Source organism: Streptomyces sp. NPDC052023 (assembly GCF_044548465.1).
In the GTDB taxonomy this organism is placed as follows: domain Bacteria; phylum Actinomycetota; class Actinomycetes; order Streptomycetales; family Streptomycetaceae; genus Streptomyces.
On record NZ_JBIUBW010000018.1, the window covers coordinates 22839 to 37020 of the forward strand.

The 14182-nt window shown below is 71.0% G+C and carries 13 protein-coding genes; 5 read left to right on the top strand and 8 right to left on the bottom strand.

Annotated elements, in window-relative coordinates; translation table 11 throughout:
• Nucleotides 1–74: 74 nt before the first annotated feature.
• From ACIHCM_RS28570 to ACIHCM_RS28580, 3 genes are all read left to right on the top strand, one after another.
• Complete coding sequence (locus ACIHCM_RS28570; protein WP_399901743.1) at nt 75–1523, top strand: ABC transporter permease; 1449 nt, start codon at nt 75–77, stop codon at nt 1521–1523.
• A gap of 212 nt (nt 1524–1735) precedes the next feature.
• Entirely contained in the window at nt 1736–2419 is a 684-nt protein-coding gene (locus ACIHCM_RS28575) for an ABC transporter ATP-binding protein (protein ID WP_399901746.1), read from the top strand.
• A 207-nt stretch (nt 2420–2626) separates the two neighbouring features.
• Nucleotides 2627–5923: a S8 family peptidase gene (locus ACIHCM_RS28580; RefSeq protein ID WP_399901749.1), complete on the top strand. Its 3297-nt coding sequence runs from the start codon at nt 2627–2629 to the stop codon at nt 5921–5923.
• A 136-nt stretch (nt 5924–6059) separates the two neighbouring features.
• On the opposite strand, the gene ACIHCM_RS28585 is transcribed toward ACIHCM_RS28580, so the two are convergent.
• A complete protein-coding gene (locus tag ACIHCM_RS28585; protein ID WP_399901752.1) occupies nt 6060–6443 on the bottom strand; it encodes a VOC family protein in 384 nt (127 codons plus the stop codon).
• 194 nt (nt 6444–6637) lie between these two features.
• A complete protein-coding gene (locus ACIHCM_RS28590; RefSeq protein ID WP_399901754.1) occupies nt 6638–7678 on the bottom strand; it encodes an NAD(P)-dependent alcohol dehydrogenase in 1041 nt (346 codons plus the stop codon).
• Between the two features lie 173 nt (nt 7679–7851).
• On the opposite strand from ACIHCM_RS28590, the gene ACIHCM_RS28595 reads away from it, so the two are divergent.
• On the top strand, nt 7852–8769 hold the full coding sequence (locus ACIHCM_RS28595) for a helix-turn-helix domain-containing protein (protein WP_399901757.1): 918 nt from the start codon (nt 7852–7854) through the stop codon (nt 8767–8769).
• A 224-nt stretch (nt 8770–8993) separates the two neighbouring features.
• Here ACIHCM_RS28595 and ACIHCM_RS28600 read toward each other — a convergent pair whose 3' ends face one another.
• The 3 genes from ACIHCM_RS28600 to ACIHCM_RS28610 form a co-directional block, all read right to left on the bottom strand.
• Nucleotides 8994–9197: an FG-GAP repeat domain-containing protein gene (locus ACIHCM_RS28600; RefSeq protein ID WP_399901760.1), complete on the bottom strand. Its 204-nt coding sequence runs from the start codon at nt 9195–9197 to the stop codon at nt 8994–8996.
• Nucleotides 9198–9278: 81 nt separating this feature from the next.
• Nucleotides 9279–9944, bottom strand: a complete 666-nt coding sequence (gene msrA, locus ACIHCM_RS28605; RefSeq protein WP_399901763.1) for a peptide-methionine (S)-S-oxide reductase MsrA — start codon at nt 9942–9944, stop codon at nt 9279–9281.
• 184 nt (nt 9945–10128) lie between these two features.
• The gene (locus ACIHCM_RS28610) at nt 10129–11247 is read right to left on the bottom strand and encodes a hypothetical protein (protein ID WP_399901766.1); all 1119 of its coding nucleotides are present in this window, start codon (nt 11245–11247) and stop codon (nt 10129–10131) included.
• A 208-nt stretch (nt 11248–11455) separates the two neighbouring features.
• Between ACIHCM_RS28610 and ACIHCM_RS28615 the strand changes: the two genes are divergently transcribed.
• Nucleotides 11456–12610, top strand: a complete 1155-nt coding sequence (locus ACIHCM_RS28615) for a cystathionine gamma-synthase (RefSeq protein ID WP_399901769.1) — start codon at nt 11456–11458, stop codon at nt 12608–12610.
• A gap of 16 nt (nt 12611–12626) precedes the next feature.
• On the opposite strand, the gene ACIHCM_RS28620 is transcribed toward ACIHCM_RS28615, so the two are convergent.
• The 3 genes from ACIHCM_RS28620 to ACIHCM_RS28630 all read right to left on the bottom strand — a co-directional run bounded on the left by ACIHCM_RS28620 (nt 12627) and on the right by ACIHCM_RS28630 (nt 14144).
• The gene (locus tag ACIHCM_RS28620) at nt 12627–12836 is read right to left on the bottom strand and encodes a hypothetical protein (protein ID WP_399902112.1); all 210 of its coding nucleotides are present in this window, start codon (nt 12834–12836) and stop codon (nt 12627–12629) included.
• Between the two features lie 52 nt (nt 12837–12888).
• Nucleotides 12889–13392: a sigma factor-like helix-turn-helix DNA-binding protein gene (locus tag ACIHCM_RS28625; RefSeq protein WP_399901772.1), complete on the bottom strand. Its 504-nt coding sequence runs from the start codon at nt 13390–13392 to the stop codon at nt 12889–12891.
• Nucleotides 13393–13637: 245 nt separating this feature from the next.
• Nucleotides 13638–14144, bottom strand: coding sequence for a MarR family winged helix-turn-helix transcriptional regulator (locus ACIHCM_RS28630; protein WP_399902115.1), 507 nt, complete (start codon nt 14142–14144; stop codon nt 13638–13640).
• Nucleotides 14145–14182 lie beyond the last annotated feature (38 nt).

Sequence of the window (14182 nt, forward strand, 5' to 3'; positions counted from 1 at the left end):
TCCCGGCCCGCTTCTCATCCTTCTTTTATCCGTGCCTTATTCGGTCATCACGGTGCCTGCCTAGCTTGCGGCACATGTTCTTCACCTACCTGAGGCGCGAACTGCGCCGCCGCAGAAAGGCGGCCCTCGTCGTCGCCTCCGGACTCGCGTTGGGCATCGCGCTGGTCATCGTCGTCAACTCCGTGTCGTCCGGCATGGGACAGGCGCAGGACAAGGTCCTTCAGTCGCTGTACGGCCTCGGCACCGACATGACTGTCACCAAGGCCGCCGATCCCGCCGAGGAAGGGCAGGCACAGGGGCCGCGGTTCCGGTTCGACGCACGGGAGGACGGCTCCGGCGAGGAGCAGAGCAGCGACCGGGTCATGGTCCAGGGCTTCCAGACCCTGGCGAGCTCCACCGTGGCGAAGGTCGGCTCGCAGGACGGCGTCGCGCACGCCGTCGGCGGTCTGAGCCTTCAGGTCATCAAGGTCAGCGGCGAGTTCACCCGCGGTCAGCTGCAACAGGGCAGTGGCGGCACAGGCGGTGGCCGGCCGTCCGGACCAGCCGGCGAGGGCCGGGTCCAGGGCGGTGGCGCGGACTTCGGCGTCAACAGCTACTCCGTCTTCGGCACCGACGTCACCGAGCCCGCGCTCGGCCCGCTGACCACCTCGAAGATCACCAGCGGCCGTACCTTCACGTCCTCGGAGACCGACGCGAAGGTCGCCGTCGCCGACGCCTCCTACGCCAAGGAGAAGAAGCTGGCCGTCGACGACACGGTCACCATCAAGGACGTCACCTACGAGGTCATCGGCATCGCCACCCCCGACAGCGGCGAGGCGGCGGCCAACCTCTACATCCCCCTGAAGCAGGCCCAGACGCTCAGCGACTCGGCGGACAAGGTCACGACGATCTACGTCGAGGCGACCGACTCCCAGCGGATCGACGCCGTCAAGTCGCAGATCCAGCACAACGTCTCCGGCACCACCGTGACGACCTCCGCCGACCTCGCCGACACCGTCTCCGGCTCCCTGTCCACCGCCTCCGACCTGGCCGCCGGCGTCGGCAAGTGGCTGTCGATCGTGGTGCTGGTGGCCGCGTTCCTGGTCGCCGGGCTGCTCACCTCGTCCGCGGTGTCCCGGCGGGTGCGGGAGTTCGGCACTCTGAAGGCGCTGGGCTGGCGGTCGGGGCGGGTGACCCGGCAGGTGGTCGGCGAGGCCGTCGTCCACGGGCTGGTCGGCGGTGCGCTCGGCATCGCGCTCGGCCTGGCGGGGGCGTACGTGGTCACCGCGATCAGCCCGACCCTGCAGGCCGAACTCGGCGGCGCCGGGGGCGGAACGACCGGCCCCGGCGGTGGCTTCGGCGGCGGCCCGGCGAGGCAGACCGCGGGCCGCACGCTCGACGTCGCCCTGACGGCCCCCGTCAGCGTGACGACCATCGCCCTCGCGGTCGGGCTGGCCGTGACCGGCGGGCTCGTGGCCGGCGCGTTCGGCGGCTGGCGGGCGTCGCGCCTGCGTCCGGCGGACGCGTTGCGGCGCGTGGAATAGCCCGCCGCTCCTCGGGCCCGTCGCCGCAGTCGCGCCGGCGTAGCGCGCTCGTCCGCGTAGTCCGTGGCGCCCGCGCAGCCCGTCGCGTCCGCGCAGCCCGTCGCGTCCGCGCAGCCCGTTGTGCCCACGCGGCCCAGCCGCGCGACGACGCGGCCCCGCGCCCCTTCGGGCGCGCCTCCCACCCTCCGAAGCTTCCCAGGAGCCGCACCACCATGTACGAACTCAGAGGCGTCACCAAGCACTACAACCGGGGCAAGGACACCGTACGCGCGCTGGACGGCGTCGATCTCGTCATCGCCGACGGCGACCGGCTGGTCATCCAGGGCCCCACCGGCGGCGGCAAGTCGACGCTGCTGCAGATGCTCGGCGGACTCGACCGGCCCACCTCCGGCGAGGTCCTCCTCGACGGGACCGACCTGGCGAGGCTGCCCGAGGCACGGCTCACCCGGGTGCGCAGCGAGAACATCGGCTTCGTCTTCCAGAGCTTCAACCTGATCCCCACGCTCACCGCCCAGGAGAACGTCGAGACCGCGCTCGTACCGCTCGGCATCAAGGCCCGGGACCGGCGCGAACGCGCCGCCGAGGCGCTGGAGTCGGTCGGTCTCGGCGAGCGGCTCGGGCACCTTCCCGGGGAGATGTCCGGCGGCCAGCAGCAACGCGTCGCCATCGCGCGGGCGCTGGTGAAGCGGCCGAAGGTGCTGCTGGCCGACGAACCGACCGGAAACCTCGACGAGTCGATGCGCGACGAGATCATGGACGTGCTCGAACGCACCTGGAAGGAGCTGGGACTGACCTTCCTCATGGTCACCCACGATTCCGCCATCGCGAGAAAGGCCCCGCGGGTGGCGACGATCCGCAAGGGGCGGATAACGGTGAAGGAGAACGCCACCTCGTAGCGGAACGCGAGGTCCCGCACCAAGTTCGCGGCCTTGCCGCCGTCATGACCGAGTCGTGACGGGTCACTCTCTTGAGCTCGGTGATCACCCCCCGGCATACTGCGTGATTCCGGGGGGTGCACAGGCATATGTGCGAACGTCCCCCGATCCGGGTGAACGGGGAATTCACCCGGTTCCTCAACTCCAGGGGGAGTTTTGCGCACACAAGTGAAGAGAGCCGGTGCCACCGCGGTCGCCACCGCGGCCGCCGTCGCCCTCGCCGCGGGACTGACCAGCCCGGCGAGTGCGAAACCGGAGCAGAGCCCGAACGGCCCTGCGAAGCTCACGTCGCACCACCGCATCACCCTGATCACCGGCGACCGGGTCTCCGTGGACACCAAGGGGCGGATCGTCGGCCTGGACCGGGCCGAGGGCCGTGAACACATACCGGTGCAGATACGCAAGGCGAACGGCCACACCCTGGTGATACCCGCCGACGCGGCCCGCCTGGTCGCCGCCGGCACACTGGACCAGCGGCTGTTCGACATCACCGAGCTCAACAAGTCCGCGACCCGCAAGGCCCAGAGGAACGGCCTCAAGGTCATCGTCGGCTACCGGGGCACCGCCACCACCGCCAAGGCCGGCGTCCGCGACGCGGGCACGCTGCGCCGGAACCTGAAGACGCTGAACGCCGACGCCGTGCAGACGACGCACAAGGACACGCCCGAGCTGTGGGACGCGGTCACCAACGGCGACCGAACCGTCTCCGGCATCGCTCACGTCTGGCTCGACGGCGTCCGCAAGGCCACCCTCGACAAGTCCGTGCCGCAGATCGGCGCCCCCAAGGCCTGGGCCGCCGGCTACGACGGCACGGGCGTGAAGATCGCCGTGCTCGACACCGGAGTCGACGCCACGCACGCCGACCTCACGTCGCAGGTGGTGGCGTCGAAGAACTTCACCACCGCGCCCGACGCCACCGACAAGCAGGGCCACGGCACGCACGTGGCCTCCATCGCGGCCGGCACCGGCGCGAAGTCCGGCGGCAGGTTCAAGGGCGTCGCGCCCGGCGCCGAGATCCTCAACGGCAAGGTCCTCGACGACAGCGGCTTCGGCGACGACTCCGGCATCCTGGCCGGCATGGAGTGGGCGGCCGAGCAGGGCGCCGACGTCGTCAACCTCAGCCTCGGCGGCATGGACACCCCGGAGATCGACCCGCTGGAGGCCGCCGTCAACCGGCTGTCCGCCGAGAAGGGCATCCTCTTCGCCATCGCGGCCGGCAACTCCGGTCCCGAGTCGGTCGGTTCGCCCGGAAGCGCGGATGCCGCCCTCACCGTCGGCGCCGTCGACGACAAGGACAAGCCGGCCGACTTCTCCAGCACCGGCCCGCGCCTCGGCGACGGCGCCGTCAAGCCGGACGTCACCGCGCCCGGCGTGGACATCACCGCGGCCGCGGCCAAGGGCAGCGCCATCGGCCAGGAGGTCGGCGAGAGCCCGGCCGGCTACCTGACCATCTCGGGTACGTCGATGGCGACGCCGCACGTCGCCGGTGCCGCCGCCATCCTCAAGCAGCAGCACCCGGACTGGACGTACGCCGAGCTCAAGGGCGCGCTGACCGCGTCCGCCAAGGCCGGTGCCTACACGCCGTTCCAGCAGGGCTCGGGCCGGATCCAGGTCGACAAGGCCGTCAAGCAGACGGTGATCGCCGACCCGGTCTCCCTCAGCTTCGGCGTCCAGCAGTGGCCGCACACCGACGACACCCCGGCCACCAAGCAGCTGACGTACCGCAACCTCGGCACCACCGACGTCACGCTGGACCTGACGGCCACCGCCACCAACCCCAAGGGCCAGGCGGCACCGGCGGGCTTCTTCACCCTCGGCGCGACCGAGGTGACCGTCCCGGCGGGCGGCGAGGCCTCCGTGGACCTGACCGTCGACACCAAGCTGGGCGGCACGGTCGACGGCGCGTACAGCGCGTACGTGACCGGGACGGGCGGCGGGCAGAGCGTCCGCACGGCCGCCGCCGTGCAGCGTGAGGTGGAGTCGTACGACGTCACGGTCAAGCACCTCGGCCGGGACGGGCAGGGGACGGACGACTACAACACCTCGCTGCTCGGCTACGCGGGCCTGGGCAACGGCCGCGGCTACCAGGTGCCGGCCGTCGCGTCCGGCACCGCCACCGTGCGCGTGCCCAAGGGCACCTACCTGCTGGACGCCTGGATCGCCAAGGACTTCATCAATCTGGAGGGCGGCCTCGACTGGCTGGTCCAGCCGCGGCTGACCGTCACGAAGAACACCTCCGTGACCATCGACGCCCGGCAGACCAGGTCCGCCACCATCACGGTGCCCGACCCCGCCGCCAAGCCGCACTCGGCGACGGTCGGCTACTTCCTGGACAGCGCCGGCATCGGATTCGGCTTCGGCGCCCGCTCCTTCGCCGATCTGCGGATCGCCCACCTCGGCGGCGAGATCGCCAACGGCCTCACCCAGACCTGGGGCGGCCAGTGGACGAAGGGCGCCGCGACCGAGTACGACGTGGCGACCACCGCCGAGGTCAAGAAGATCCAGGGCGACAAGGTCCGCAAGTTCAGCAAGAGCGAACTCGCGACGGTGAAGGGCAACCTCGGGGCCTCCACCTCCGGCAAGACCGGCGCGCTCCTCGCCGTCGGCGTCTTCCCCGCCGACTTCTACGTGGGTGAGCCCGTCGAGCAGAAGCTGCCCGGCAGCCGCACGCTGTATCTGTCGACGACGCAGGGCATCCAGTGGGCGCTCGACTTCGAGCAGTACGGCGGCAGGGACTCCCAGGGCGCCCCGATCCCCGAGGCGTACTACACGTCCGGCAACCCGGTGACGTACAAGGCGGGCAAGTCGTACACGCAGACCTTCAACAAGGCCGTCTTCGGGCCCACCCTGAACACCGAGTTCGGCCTGTACCGCGAGGGCAACGACCTCTACGGCTATGTGCCGCTGTTCGCCGACGGCTCCCGGCACGCGGGCTCGTCGCTGTTCACCTCGGTGAACACGACCCTGTACCGCAACGGCGCCAAGGTCGGCTCCCACGACGACCCGCTGTTCGGGCAGAAGGCGTTCCGGGTCCCGTCCGGTGACGCCGAGTACCGGCTGACCACCTCGGTGAAGCGGACCGTCAAGGTCGCGGCGGCCGCCACGCGGATCGACGCCAGCTGGACGTTCCGCTCCAAAAAGCCGACCGGGGACGTGGCCAAGCTGCCCGCGTCGACGGTCCGCTTCAAGGCGCTGACCAGCCTGGACAGCCGCGTCACGGCCGGGCGCACGGCCACCTTCCCGGTCACCGTGGAGGGCTCGGCGGCGGGCGGCAACCTCAAGTCGCTGGGCGTGTGGGTGTCGTACGACTACGGCCAGACGTGGAAGAAGCTCACCGTCAAGAACGGCAAGATCACCGTGAAGAACCCGGCCAAGGGCAAGGCGATCTCGTTCCACGCGAAGATCACCGACAAGAAGAACAACAAGTCGACGATCTCGATCTACAACGCGTACTACGGGAAGTGACGGCTTCCCGCGGCGAGTCGGTGCGTCGCTTCGGGCGGTGCCGGTGAGGTCCCGCCGGTGACGTCCTGACGGCGTGAGGGAAAGCCCGCCGGAGGTTGAACCTCCGGCGGGCTTTGCCCTGCCGCCGCCGTGGTCCTCAGCCGTCGCTTCCGTAGGGCCGCGTGATGATCTCCAGGTTGTGCCCGTTGGGATCCTCGAAGTAGGCGCCCCGGCCCCCGTCGTTGTGGTTGATCTCGCCGGGCCGGGAGTGGTGCGGGTCGGCCCAGAAGGTCAGGCCGGCCTGCTCGATGCGGGCGAAGATCGTGTCGAAGTCCGACTCCGAGACCAGGAACGCGTAGTGCTGGGGCGTGATCTCGCCCGGCGTCTCCATGTAATCCAGAGTCACGCCGTTGGGGATCTCGACGGGGGCGAAGGGGCCGTACCGCGGGCTCACCGGCAGACCCAGGAGGCCGGCGAGGAAGCGGGCCGAGGCCTCCTTGTCGTGGGCGGCGACAATGGTGTGGTTCAGCTGGACGGTCATCGGTGACCTCCTCGGGTCTCCTCCGGTCACTTCCGGTCTGTTCAGACCTCGTCCGGTCCTCTTCTCATAACGCCGGGACCCGGGCGGCTCTTCCGCGCCGGGGCCCGCGAGACGGGGGCCCGCCCACAGCCGTCGGCGGCCCGGCGGTCCGGCACGACACCGGGCGCCGGGCCGCCGACGATCGGCGGGAACGGTCAGATCGTCGCGGTGTCGATCACGAACCGGTACCGCACGTCGCTCGCCAGCACCCGCTCGTAGGCCTCGTTGATCTGGTCCGCGCGGATCAGCTCGATCTCGGCGCCGAGGCCGTGCGCGGCGCAGAAGTCCAGCATCTCCTGGGTCTCCTGGATGCCGCCGATGCTCGACCCGGCCAGCGACTTGCGGCCGACGATCACCGAGAACAGGTTGAGGGAGATGGGCTCCTCGGGGGCGCCGACGTTCACCAGCGCGCCGTCGGTCTTCAGCAGGGCGAGGTACGCGCCGAAGTCGAGCGGCGCCGACACCGTCGACACGATCAGGTCGAAGGTGCCCGCCAGTTCCTCGAAGGTCCGCGGGTCGCTGGTCGCGTAGTAGTGGTCGGCGCCCAGCTTCAGCCCGTCGTCCTTCTTGCGCAGCGACTGCGACAGGACCGTCACCTCCGCGCCCAGCGCGTGCGCCAGCTTCACGGCCATGTGGCCGAGGCCGCCCATGCCGAGGACGGCGACCTTCTTGCCGGGACCGGCGTTCCAGCGCTTGAGCGGGGAGTACGTGGTGATGCCCGCGCACAGCAGTGGTGCGGCCTCGTCGAGGCCGATGCCCTCGGGGATGCCGACGACGTAGTTCTCGTCGACGACGATCTTCTGCGAGTAACCGCCGTACGTCGGCTGCCCGTCCTTGCCGACGCCGTTGTACGTCATCACGGCGCCCTGCGTGCAGTACTGCTCCAGGCCGGCCTTGCAGTTGTCGCACTCACGGCAGGAGTCGACCATGCAGCCGACGCCCACGCGGTCGCCGACGGCGAACCTGGTGACGCCGGTGCCGGTCTCGGCGACGACGCCGGCGATCTCGTGCCCGGGCACCATCGGGAAGATGGCCTCGCCCCAGCCCTCACGGGCCTGGTGAATGTCGGAGTGACAGATTCCGGCGTACTTGATGTCGATCAGGACATCGAACTCACCGACCTCCCGCCGCTCGATCGTGGTGCGCTCGAGCGGTGCCTTGGCGGCGGGGGCGGCGTATGCGGTGACAGTGGTCATGCCGGGGGGTCTCCTAGCGATGCTGTTGCGCACCCGGCTGCCTTCCTGCCGGGCACATCGTCCAGGCTGCCGCCGAACGGGACATCCACCCAGGCCACGGCTTTGCGTACGTCCGCTGTGCCTACCACTGGCGGGGGCAGGCTCGTGTGCGTACGACCGTGAATACTGGACGCATGGACGAACAGCCCGCGCACGTGGAGGAGCCCGGCGGCGGCCTGGACCGGCGTGCCGAGCTCAGCGAGTTCCTGCGCAGCCGGCGGGCCCGGCTGAAGCCGGAGGACGTCGGATTGCCGGACTACGGACGGCACCGCAGGGTCCCCGGACTGCGCCGCGAGGAGCTGGCACAGCTGGCCGGAGTGTCGGTGGCGTACTACACGCGGCTCGAGCAGGGCAACGGGCGGAACGTCTCGGCGGAGGTGCTGGACGCGATCGCGCGGGCCCTGCGGCTGACCGGCGCCGAGCATGCCCACCTCACCCACCTCGCCAGGCCGAAGCAGCACAAGAAGAAGGCGGCGGCGCGTACGCAGCATGTGCGGGGCGCGCTGTGGCAGCTGCTGGACACGCTCGACGGCGTCCCCGCCTACATCGTGGGGCGCCGCTCGGACATCCTGGTCTGGAACAGGATGGCGGCCGCCGTCTTCGGCGACTGGGCGGAGATGCCGGCGCAGGAGCGGAACTGGGCGCGGCTGGTGTTCCTGAGGCCCGAGTACCGCGAACTGTTCGTCGACTGGGACCAGAAGGCCTTCGACATCGTCGCCTTCCTGCGCATGGACGCCGGCTGCCACCCGGACGACCCGCGCCTGTCGGCCCTGGTGGGCGAGCTCTCCGTGAAGAGCTCGGAGTTCCGGCTTCTGTGGGCCACGCACGACGTCAAGGAGAAGAGCCACGGGGTCAAGCGGCTCCGGCACCCGCTGGTCGGCGACCTCTCCCTGTCCTTCGAGACCTTCCGCCTCCTCGACGACGCCGAGCAATCCCTCATCACCTACCACGCGGAGCCGGGATCCCCGTCCGCGGAGGGTCTGCGTCTCCTCGCCAGCTGGGGCAGGGACGCGACCCGGGCCGGGACGGGGTCGTCGACGTCGTCGAACTGAGCGGGGGCCGGTCGAACCGGACGGGGACCGGCCGAACCGAGCGCGAGCCGGTTGAACCGGGCAGGGACCGGTCGAACCGAGCCGGGCCTGATAGATGCCGTTCAGGCCCCACCACTCGCCGTAGGTCCGCCGGCCGGCCAGCAGGCCGCCGGTGTCCCGGCCCCGGTAGGCGACCAGCCGGCCCAGATGGCCCGGATAGCCGTCGATCACGTATTTCTCGTTGGTCACCGTGGCGAGCTGCCGTGGCGTCCGTCGCCGGAGAAGTCGCCCACCGAGAAGAGGTTCGCCATGGCGTTCCAGCCGCCGGAGCCGACCAGCTTGCGGGCGCCGAGGCGGGCGGTGGAGGTGCCCGGGTAGAGCCACAGCCTGCCCGTGGACGCCTCCCGCGTGTACAGGTCCGGACGGCCGTCACCGGTCGGGAGCCTCATGATCGAGGCCGTTCTAGAAGGTAACGGGGAGAGACGGCCGTGCTTCTGCCGGATTGTCGTGGTGCTGTGGGACTGCTGGGCTCACCCTTCAGCAGGCGCAACACCGATTGGGCAGGCCACGCCCGTCCCACCCAACCCGCAGTAGCCATCAATATTGCGCGAAAGGTACTGCTGGTGGTAGCCCTCCGCCGGGTAGAACGTGCGGTCCTCCGCCGGGAGGATCTCCGTCGTGATGCGGCCGTGGCCCGAACCGGTCAGGACCTTCTGGTACGCCTCGCGGGACGACTCAGCCGCCGCGGCCTGCTCGGGGGTGTGGGTGTAGATCGCCGAGCGGTACTGCGTGCCGACGTCGTTGCCCTGGCGGAAGCCCTGCGTGGGGTCGTGCGCCTCCCAGAAGGTCTTCAGGAGGCGGTCGTACGAGATCACCTTCGGGTCGTAGACCACGCGCACGGCCTCCGTGTGGCCGGTCAGGCCCGAGCAGACCTCCTCGTACGTGGGGTGCTCGGTGTGACCGCCCTGGTAGCCGACGAGGGTCGTCCAGACCCCCGCGGGCAGCTGCCAGAACTTGCGCTCGGCGCCCCAGAAACAGCCGAGGCCGAAGTCGGCGATCTCCAGGCCCTCGGGGTAGGGCCCGCTCAGCGGGTTGCCCAGGACGGTGTGGCGCTCGGGGACGGTGAAGGCGGGCTCCGCGCGGCCCTTCAGTGCCTGCTCAGCGGTGGGCAGGCTGGGCGTGCGGCGGAACAGCATGTCGGGCTCCTTCTGCCGGGGTCACTACGGTGCCCGCCCCGTCGCCGTCACACGGCGGGGCGGGTACTTTGTTGAACATTCCAACACCGCATGGCATTCCGGGCACCACGACGGGGGCACCCACTCCCCGTCCATCAGCCGCACCAGCCGGCTCCATCGACGGCTCGATCGCCGTCTCGCCTGCTCAGCGCAGCAGCGTCGCCGGGCTGCCGCCGTTCGCCTCGTAGCCCGCGACCGCCAGCGCCCGGTAGACCGCGAACTCCGAGGCCGGGTCCGGGGACAGCGTCCACGGGAGCGCCCCCACATGGCCGTCGATGTGTATCAGCTGGCTCATGGCCTCGGCCCAGCGCTCGGAGCGGACCAGGAAGAAGACCAGCAGATGACGCACGTGTGCCAGCATCGGGTCGTCGGCGCGGGCCGAGTGGACCGCGTGCAGGGCGCCGTGGATCGCCTTGGTCACGACCTCGCTCTGGTAGAAGCCGGCGACCAGGTTGACCTCGGGGAGGTGCTCGAAGACCGCGAACAGCGGCATCGCGGCCAGCAGCGAGCCCTGCGGGGCGCGGGCCGCCGCGGCCTCGGCGAACTGGGTGGCCAGCTCACGCGAGCCGTGCCACTTCTCGCACCAGTAGTGCAGCGCGGCCAGGTGCGCGCCCATGTGGTTCGGCGCGCGGTCCAGGATCTTCAGCCACAGCTGCTCGAACTCCGCGCGCGGGTACGCCAGGCCGCGGGCCACCGACAGCTCGACGATGTACGGGATCGGGTCACCGGGGGCGAGCAGCGCCGCGTCACCGCACGCGGCCTTCGCCTCCTCCATGATGATCCGGAAGTCGTCCGTGCCGGGCGTCGCCGTCCGCCACGCCTGCTGCACCAGGAACTCGGCGTGCACCGCCGCGCCGCCCGCGTCCTTGGGCGCCTGCGCCCGCCACACCCGCAGCCACTGGCCGCCCGGCGTGTCGCTGACGCCGCCCGGCCGCTGCTGCAGCTCCAGCGCCGCGGCGCCGGCGAAGGCCTGCACGCGCTGCCAGCGCAGCTCGCTCTCCGCCTCCGTGCCCGCGAGCAGTTGCGCCGCGGCCCGGTGGTCCTGTGTGCGCTGCACCAGGTCCAGCACGTCCAGCAGGTCCTGGTCGGGGCCGGGCATGCGGATGTCCAGCTCCTCCTGCCGCACGAACCCGTAGTTCGCGGGGTCCGCCGCGTCCGGGTGGCCCGGCTTGACCAGCTCTATCCCCCTGCGCCTGCGCATCATGACGGGACCGAGCACAAAGCCGATCATGAGCAGGGCGAACAGGACCCAGAGAATCTCCATGCCTCAAGCGAACCAGACGCCGACGACAATTGGCCAACCCCCTCCGCCCGGCCTGTGGAAAACTCCCGGCGAGCGGCGGGCGGGGCCCCTCCGAGCGGCCCGGAACCGCGGTCGAGCAGCGCCGAGTGTGCCGCGGGACCCGTCGAGATCCGGAAATACTCCGCCGAGAACTGCGGCATCCCCTGTGGAACGCCTACGCTCGGTTCCCATGAGCGACAGGCACATCAGTCAGCACTTCGAGACGCTCGCCATCCACGCGGGCAACACGGCCGACCCCCTCACCGGCGCGGTCGTACCGCCGATCTACCAGGTGTCCACCTACAAACAGGACGGGGTAGGCGGTCTGCGCGGCGGCTACGAGTACAGCCGCAGCGCCAATCCGACCAGGACCGCGCTCGAGGAGAACCTCGCCGCCCTGGAGGGCGGCCGCCGCGGTCTCGCGTTCGCGTCCGGACTGGCGGCCGAGGACTGCCTGCTGCGTACGCTGCTCAGCCCCGGCGACCACGTGGTCATCCCCAATGACGCCTACGGCGGCACGTTCCGGCTGTTCGCTAAGGTCGTCGCCCGCTGGGGCGTGGAATGGTCGGTCGCCGACACCAGCGACCCGGCCTCCGTACGGGCCGCCATCACGCCGAAGACCAAGGTCGTGTGGGTGGAGACCCCCTCCAACCCGCTGCTCGGCATCACCGACGTCGCGGCCGTCGCCCAGATCGCCCGGGACGCCGGCGCCCGCCTCGTCGTCGACAACACCTTCGCCACGCCCTACCTTCAGCAGCCCTTGTCGCTCGGCGCGGACGTCGTGGTGCACTCGCTGACCAAGTACATGGGCGGCCACTCCGACGTCGTGGGCGGCGCGCTGATCGTCGGCGACGTGGAACTCGGCGAGGAGCTGGCGTTCCACCAGAACGCGATGGGCGCGGTCGCCGGGCCCTTCGACTCCTGGCTGGTGCTGCGCGGCACCAAGACGCTCTCGGTGCGCATGGACCGGCACAGCGAGAACGCGACCAGGATCGCCGACATGCTCACCCGGCACGCGCGCGTGACGCGTGTGCTGTACCCGGGGCTGCCGGACCACCCTGGTCACGAGATCGCCGCCAAGCAGATGCGTGCCTTCGGCGGCATGGTCTCCTTCCTGGTGGAGGGTGGCGAGGAAGCGGCCGTCGAGGTCTGCAACCGCGCCAAGGTGTTCACCCTGGGTGAATCGCTCGGTGGCGTCGAGTCGCTGATCGAGCACCCGGGCCGGATGACGCACGCCTCGGTGGCCGGCTCGGCCCTGGAGGTACCCGGCGACCTGGTGCGCCTCTCCGTGGGCATCGAGAACGTCGACGACCTGCTGGAGGACCTGCAGCAGGCGCTCGGCTGACCCGGACCGCCGACTGCTACCAGCCGGTGAGCGGTGGAGTCGTCTCCGACGGCGGCTCCACCCAGGGGCGCTCGGTCATCGCCCAGACGGTGAACGCCACGGTCACCGCGAAGAGCAGCAGCCAGACCACACGCAGTGCGAGGGCCCGGCGCCGCAGCAGGCGGTCGCCGAGGCGTACGGCGTCGGCGCAGAGGCCGGGCGGCACCCGGGGCGGCGTCCGCTCCATGATCCGCCGTGCGGCGGACTCCCGGTCGGCCTGGCTCACGAAGACCTCCCGGTCATGATGCCGCCACCTCTGCCCCGGTCACCGCGGGCGTGGGCGGCCGGGGTGGGTGCAGCAGGGTCGCCGTCGCCCGGGCGCAGACGGCGCGGACGCGTTCGGTGGGCAGCCCGAGCAGTGCCGCGGTCTGTTCCTCGGCGACCCCCTCGTACAGCCTGAGGACTACGACCAGGCGCTCCTGCGTCGTCAGGCCGGCGAGCGCGCTGCCCGGGTGCGGGCGGTTCCGGCGGAGGGCGCCGTACTCGTGCCAGGCGCGGTGCGCGAAGCGGGTGGCCAGGTACGCGCGCGTGCGGACGTACGGGTCCTCGCCGCGCAGCCGGTCCCAGGAGGCGTACGTATGGGCCAGGGCCTGCGTGAGCAGGCGCCGCGCGCGTGGGTTGGCGTCAGGGGCCTCCGCGGTGAGCAGTGTGGCCGTGTGCAGCAGCCGCCCCGCGGCTCCGGCCACGAACGCCTCGAACTCCCGGGCCCGGCGGGCACCTTGGGACGCTTGCCGTTCTCGCATCGCGCCTCCCGCCTGAACCGACCTGAGGAAGCGGATCCCGCCGGGGCGCCGGCGCGTCCGGCGTACCGGCTGCGCACCGCGCACGCCCGCGGGGACCCGGTCTCATATGAGGGCAGGCGCGCCCGCTCGGTCAAGAGCTGCGACGGTGGATGACCCACGGAAAGGGGGTGGGCCGGGGCCCAGCACTGCCAGGCGGAACTCCGCCGGCCCCATGGACGCCGCGATCCCCAAGGCAGCCAAGATCGTCAGGAGGCCGCCGGCGCCTCCGCCCCCGGCACCCCCTGGGCCGCCATCCGCGACGACAGGGCGTGGTTGAAACGGGTGAGGAGCGTGCAGAACGCCTCGCGCTCCTCCGGCGCCCATTCCTGGGTCAACTCGGCCATCAACTGACGCCGTGACGAGCGCACTTCCTCCAGTCGCGCGGACCCGCGGGGGGAGAGCTGCAGCACCACCGCCCGCCCGTCCTCGGGGTGCGAGGTCCGCTTGACCAGGCCCGTGTCGACGAGCGGAGCGACCTGCCGGGTGACCGTCGACGAGTCGATACCCATGCTCGCGGCGAGCGCCTTGACGCCCATCGGCCCCTCCTTGTCGAGCCGGTTGAGCAGCAGGTACGCGGCGCGGTCCATGGAGTTGCGCACCTGTCCGACCCCGCCGAGCCGGGTCTGTTCGGCACGTCGGGCGAACACCGCCACCTCGTGCTGCAGCGCGTCGAGAAGGCCGGTGTCACCGACGGTCGTCATGTCCATCGACATTTCAGGTGTTGTGGGCATGGCCGGGGGCTCACTTCATG

What these genes read in the sequence shown, in the direction of transcription:
- ACIHCM_RS28590 (WP_399901754.1), bottom strand. Translation starts at nt 7,678, where the DNA reads ATGACCACTGTCACCGCATACGCCGCCCCCGCCGCCAAGGCACCGCTC.
- ACIHCM_RS28595 (WP_399901757.1), top strand. Translation starts at nt 7,852, where the DNA reads ATGGACGAACAGCCCGCGCACGTGGAGGAGCCCGGCGGCGGCCTGGAC.
- ACIHCM_RS28570 (WP_399901743.1), top strand. Translation starts at nt 75, where the DNA reads ATGTTCTTCACCTACCTGAGGCGCGAACTGCGCCGCCGCAGAAAGGCG.
- ACIHCM_RS28575 (WP_399901746.1), top strand. Translation starts at nt 1,736, where the DNA reads ATGTACGAACTCAGAGGCGTCACCAAGCACTACAACCGGGGCAAGGAC.
- ACIHCM_RS28610 (WP_399901766.1), bottom strand. Translation starts at nt 11,247, where the DNA reads ATGGAGATTCTCTGGGTCCTGTTCGCCCTGCTCATGATCGGCTTTGTG.
- ACIHCM_RS28625 (WP_399901772.1), bottom strand. Translation starts at nt 13,392, where the DNA reads ATGCGAGAACGGCAAGCGTCCCAAGGTGCCCGCCGGGCCCGGGAGTTC.
- ACIHCM_RS28615 (WP_399901769.1), top strand. Translation starts at nt 11,456, where the DNA reads ATGAGCGACAGGCACATCAGTCAGCACTTCGAGACGCTCGCCATCCAC.
- ACIHCM_RS28585 (WP_399901752.1), bottom strand. Translation starts at nt 6,443, where the DNA reads ATGACCGTCCAGCTGAACCACACCATTGTCGCCGCCCACGACAAGGAG.
- msrA (WP_399901763.1), bottom strand. Translation starts at nt 9,944, where the DNA reads ATGCTGTTCCGCCGCACGCCCAGCCTGCCCACCGCTGAGCAGGCACTG.
- ACIHCM_RS28620 (WP_399902112.1), bottom strand. Translation starts at nt 12,836, where the DNA reads ATGGAGCGGACGCCGCCCCGGGTGCCGCCCGGCCTCTGCGCCGACGCC.
- ACIHCM_RS28600 (WP_399901760.1), bottom strand. Translation starts at nt 9,197, where the DNA reads ATGAGGCTCCCGACCGGTGACGGCCGTCCGGACCTGTACACGCGGGAG.
- ACIHCM_RS28630 (WP_399902115.1), bottom strand. Translation starts at nt 14,144, where the DNA reads ATGTCGATGGACATGACGACCGTCGGTGACACCGGCCTTCTCGACGCG.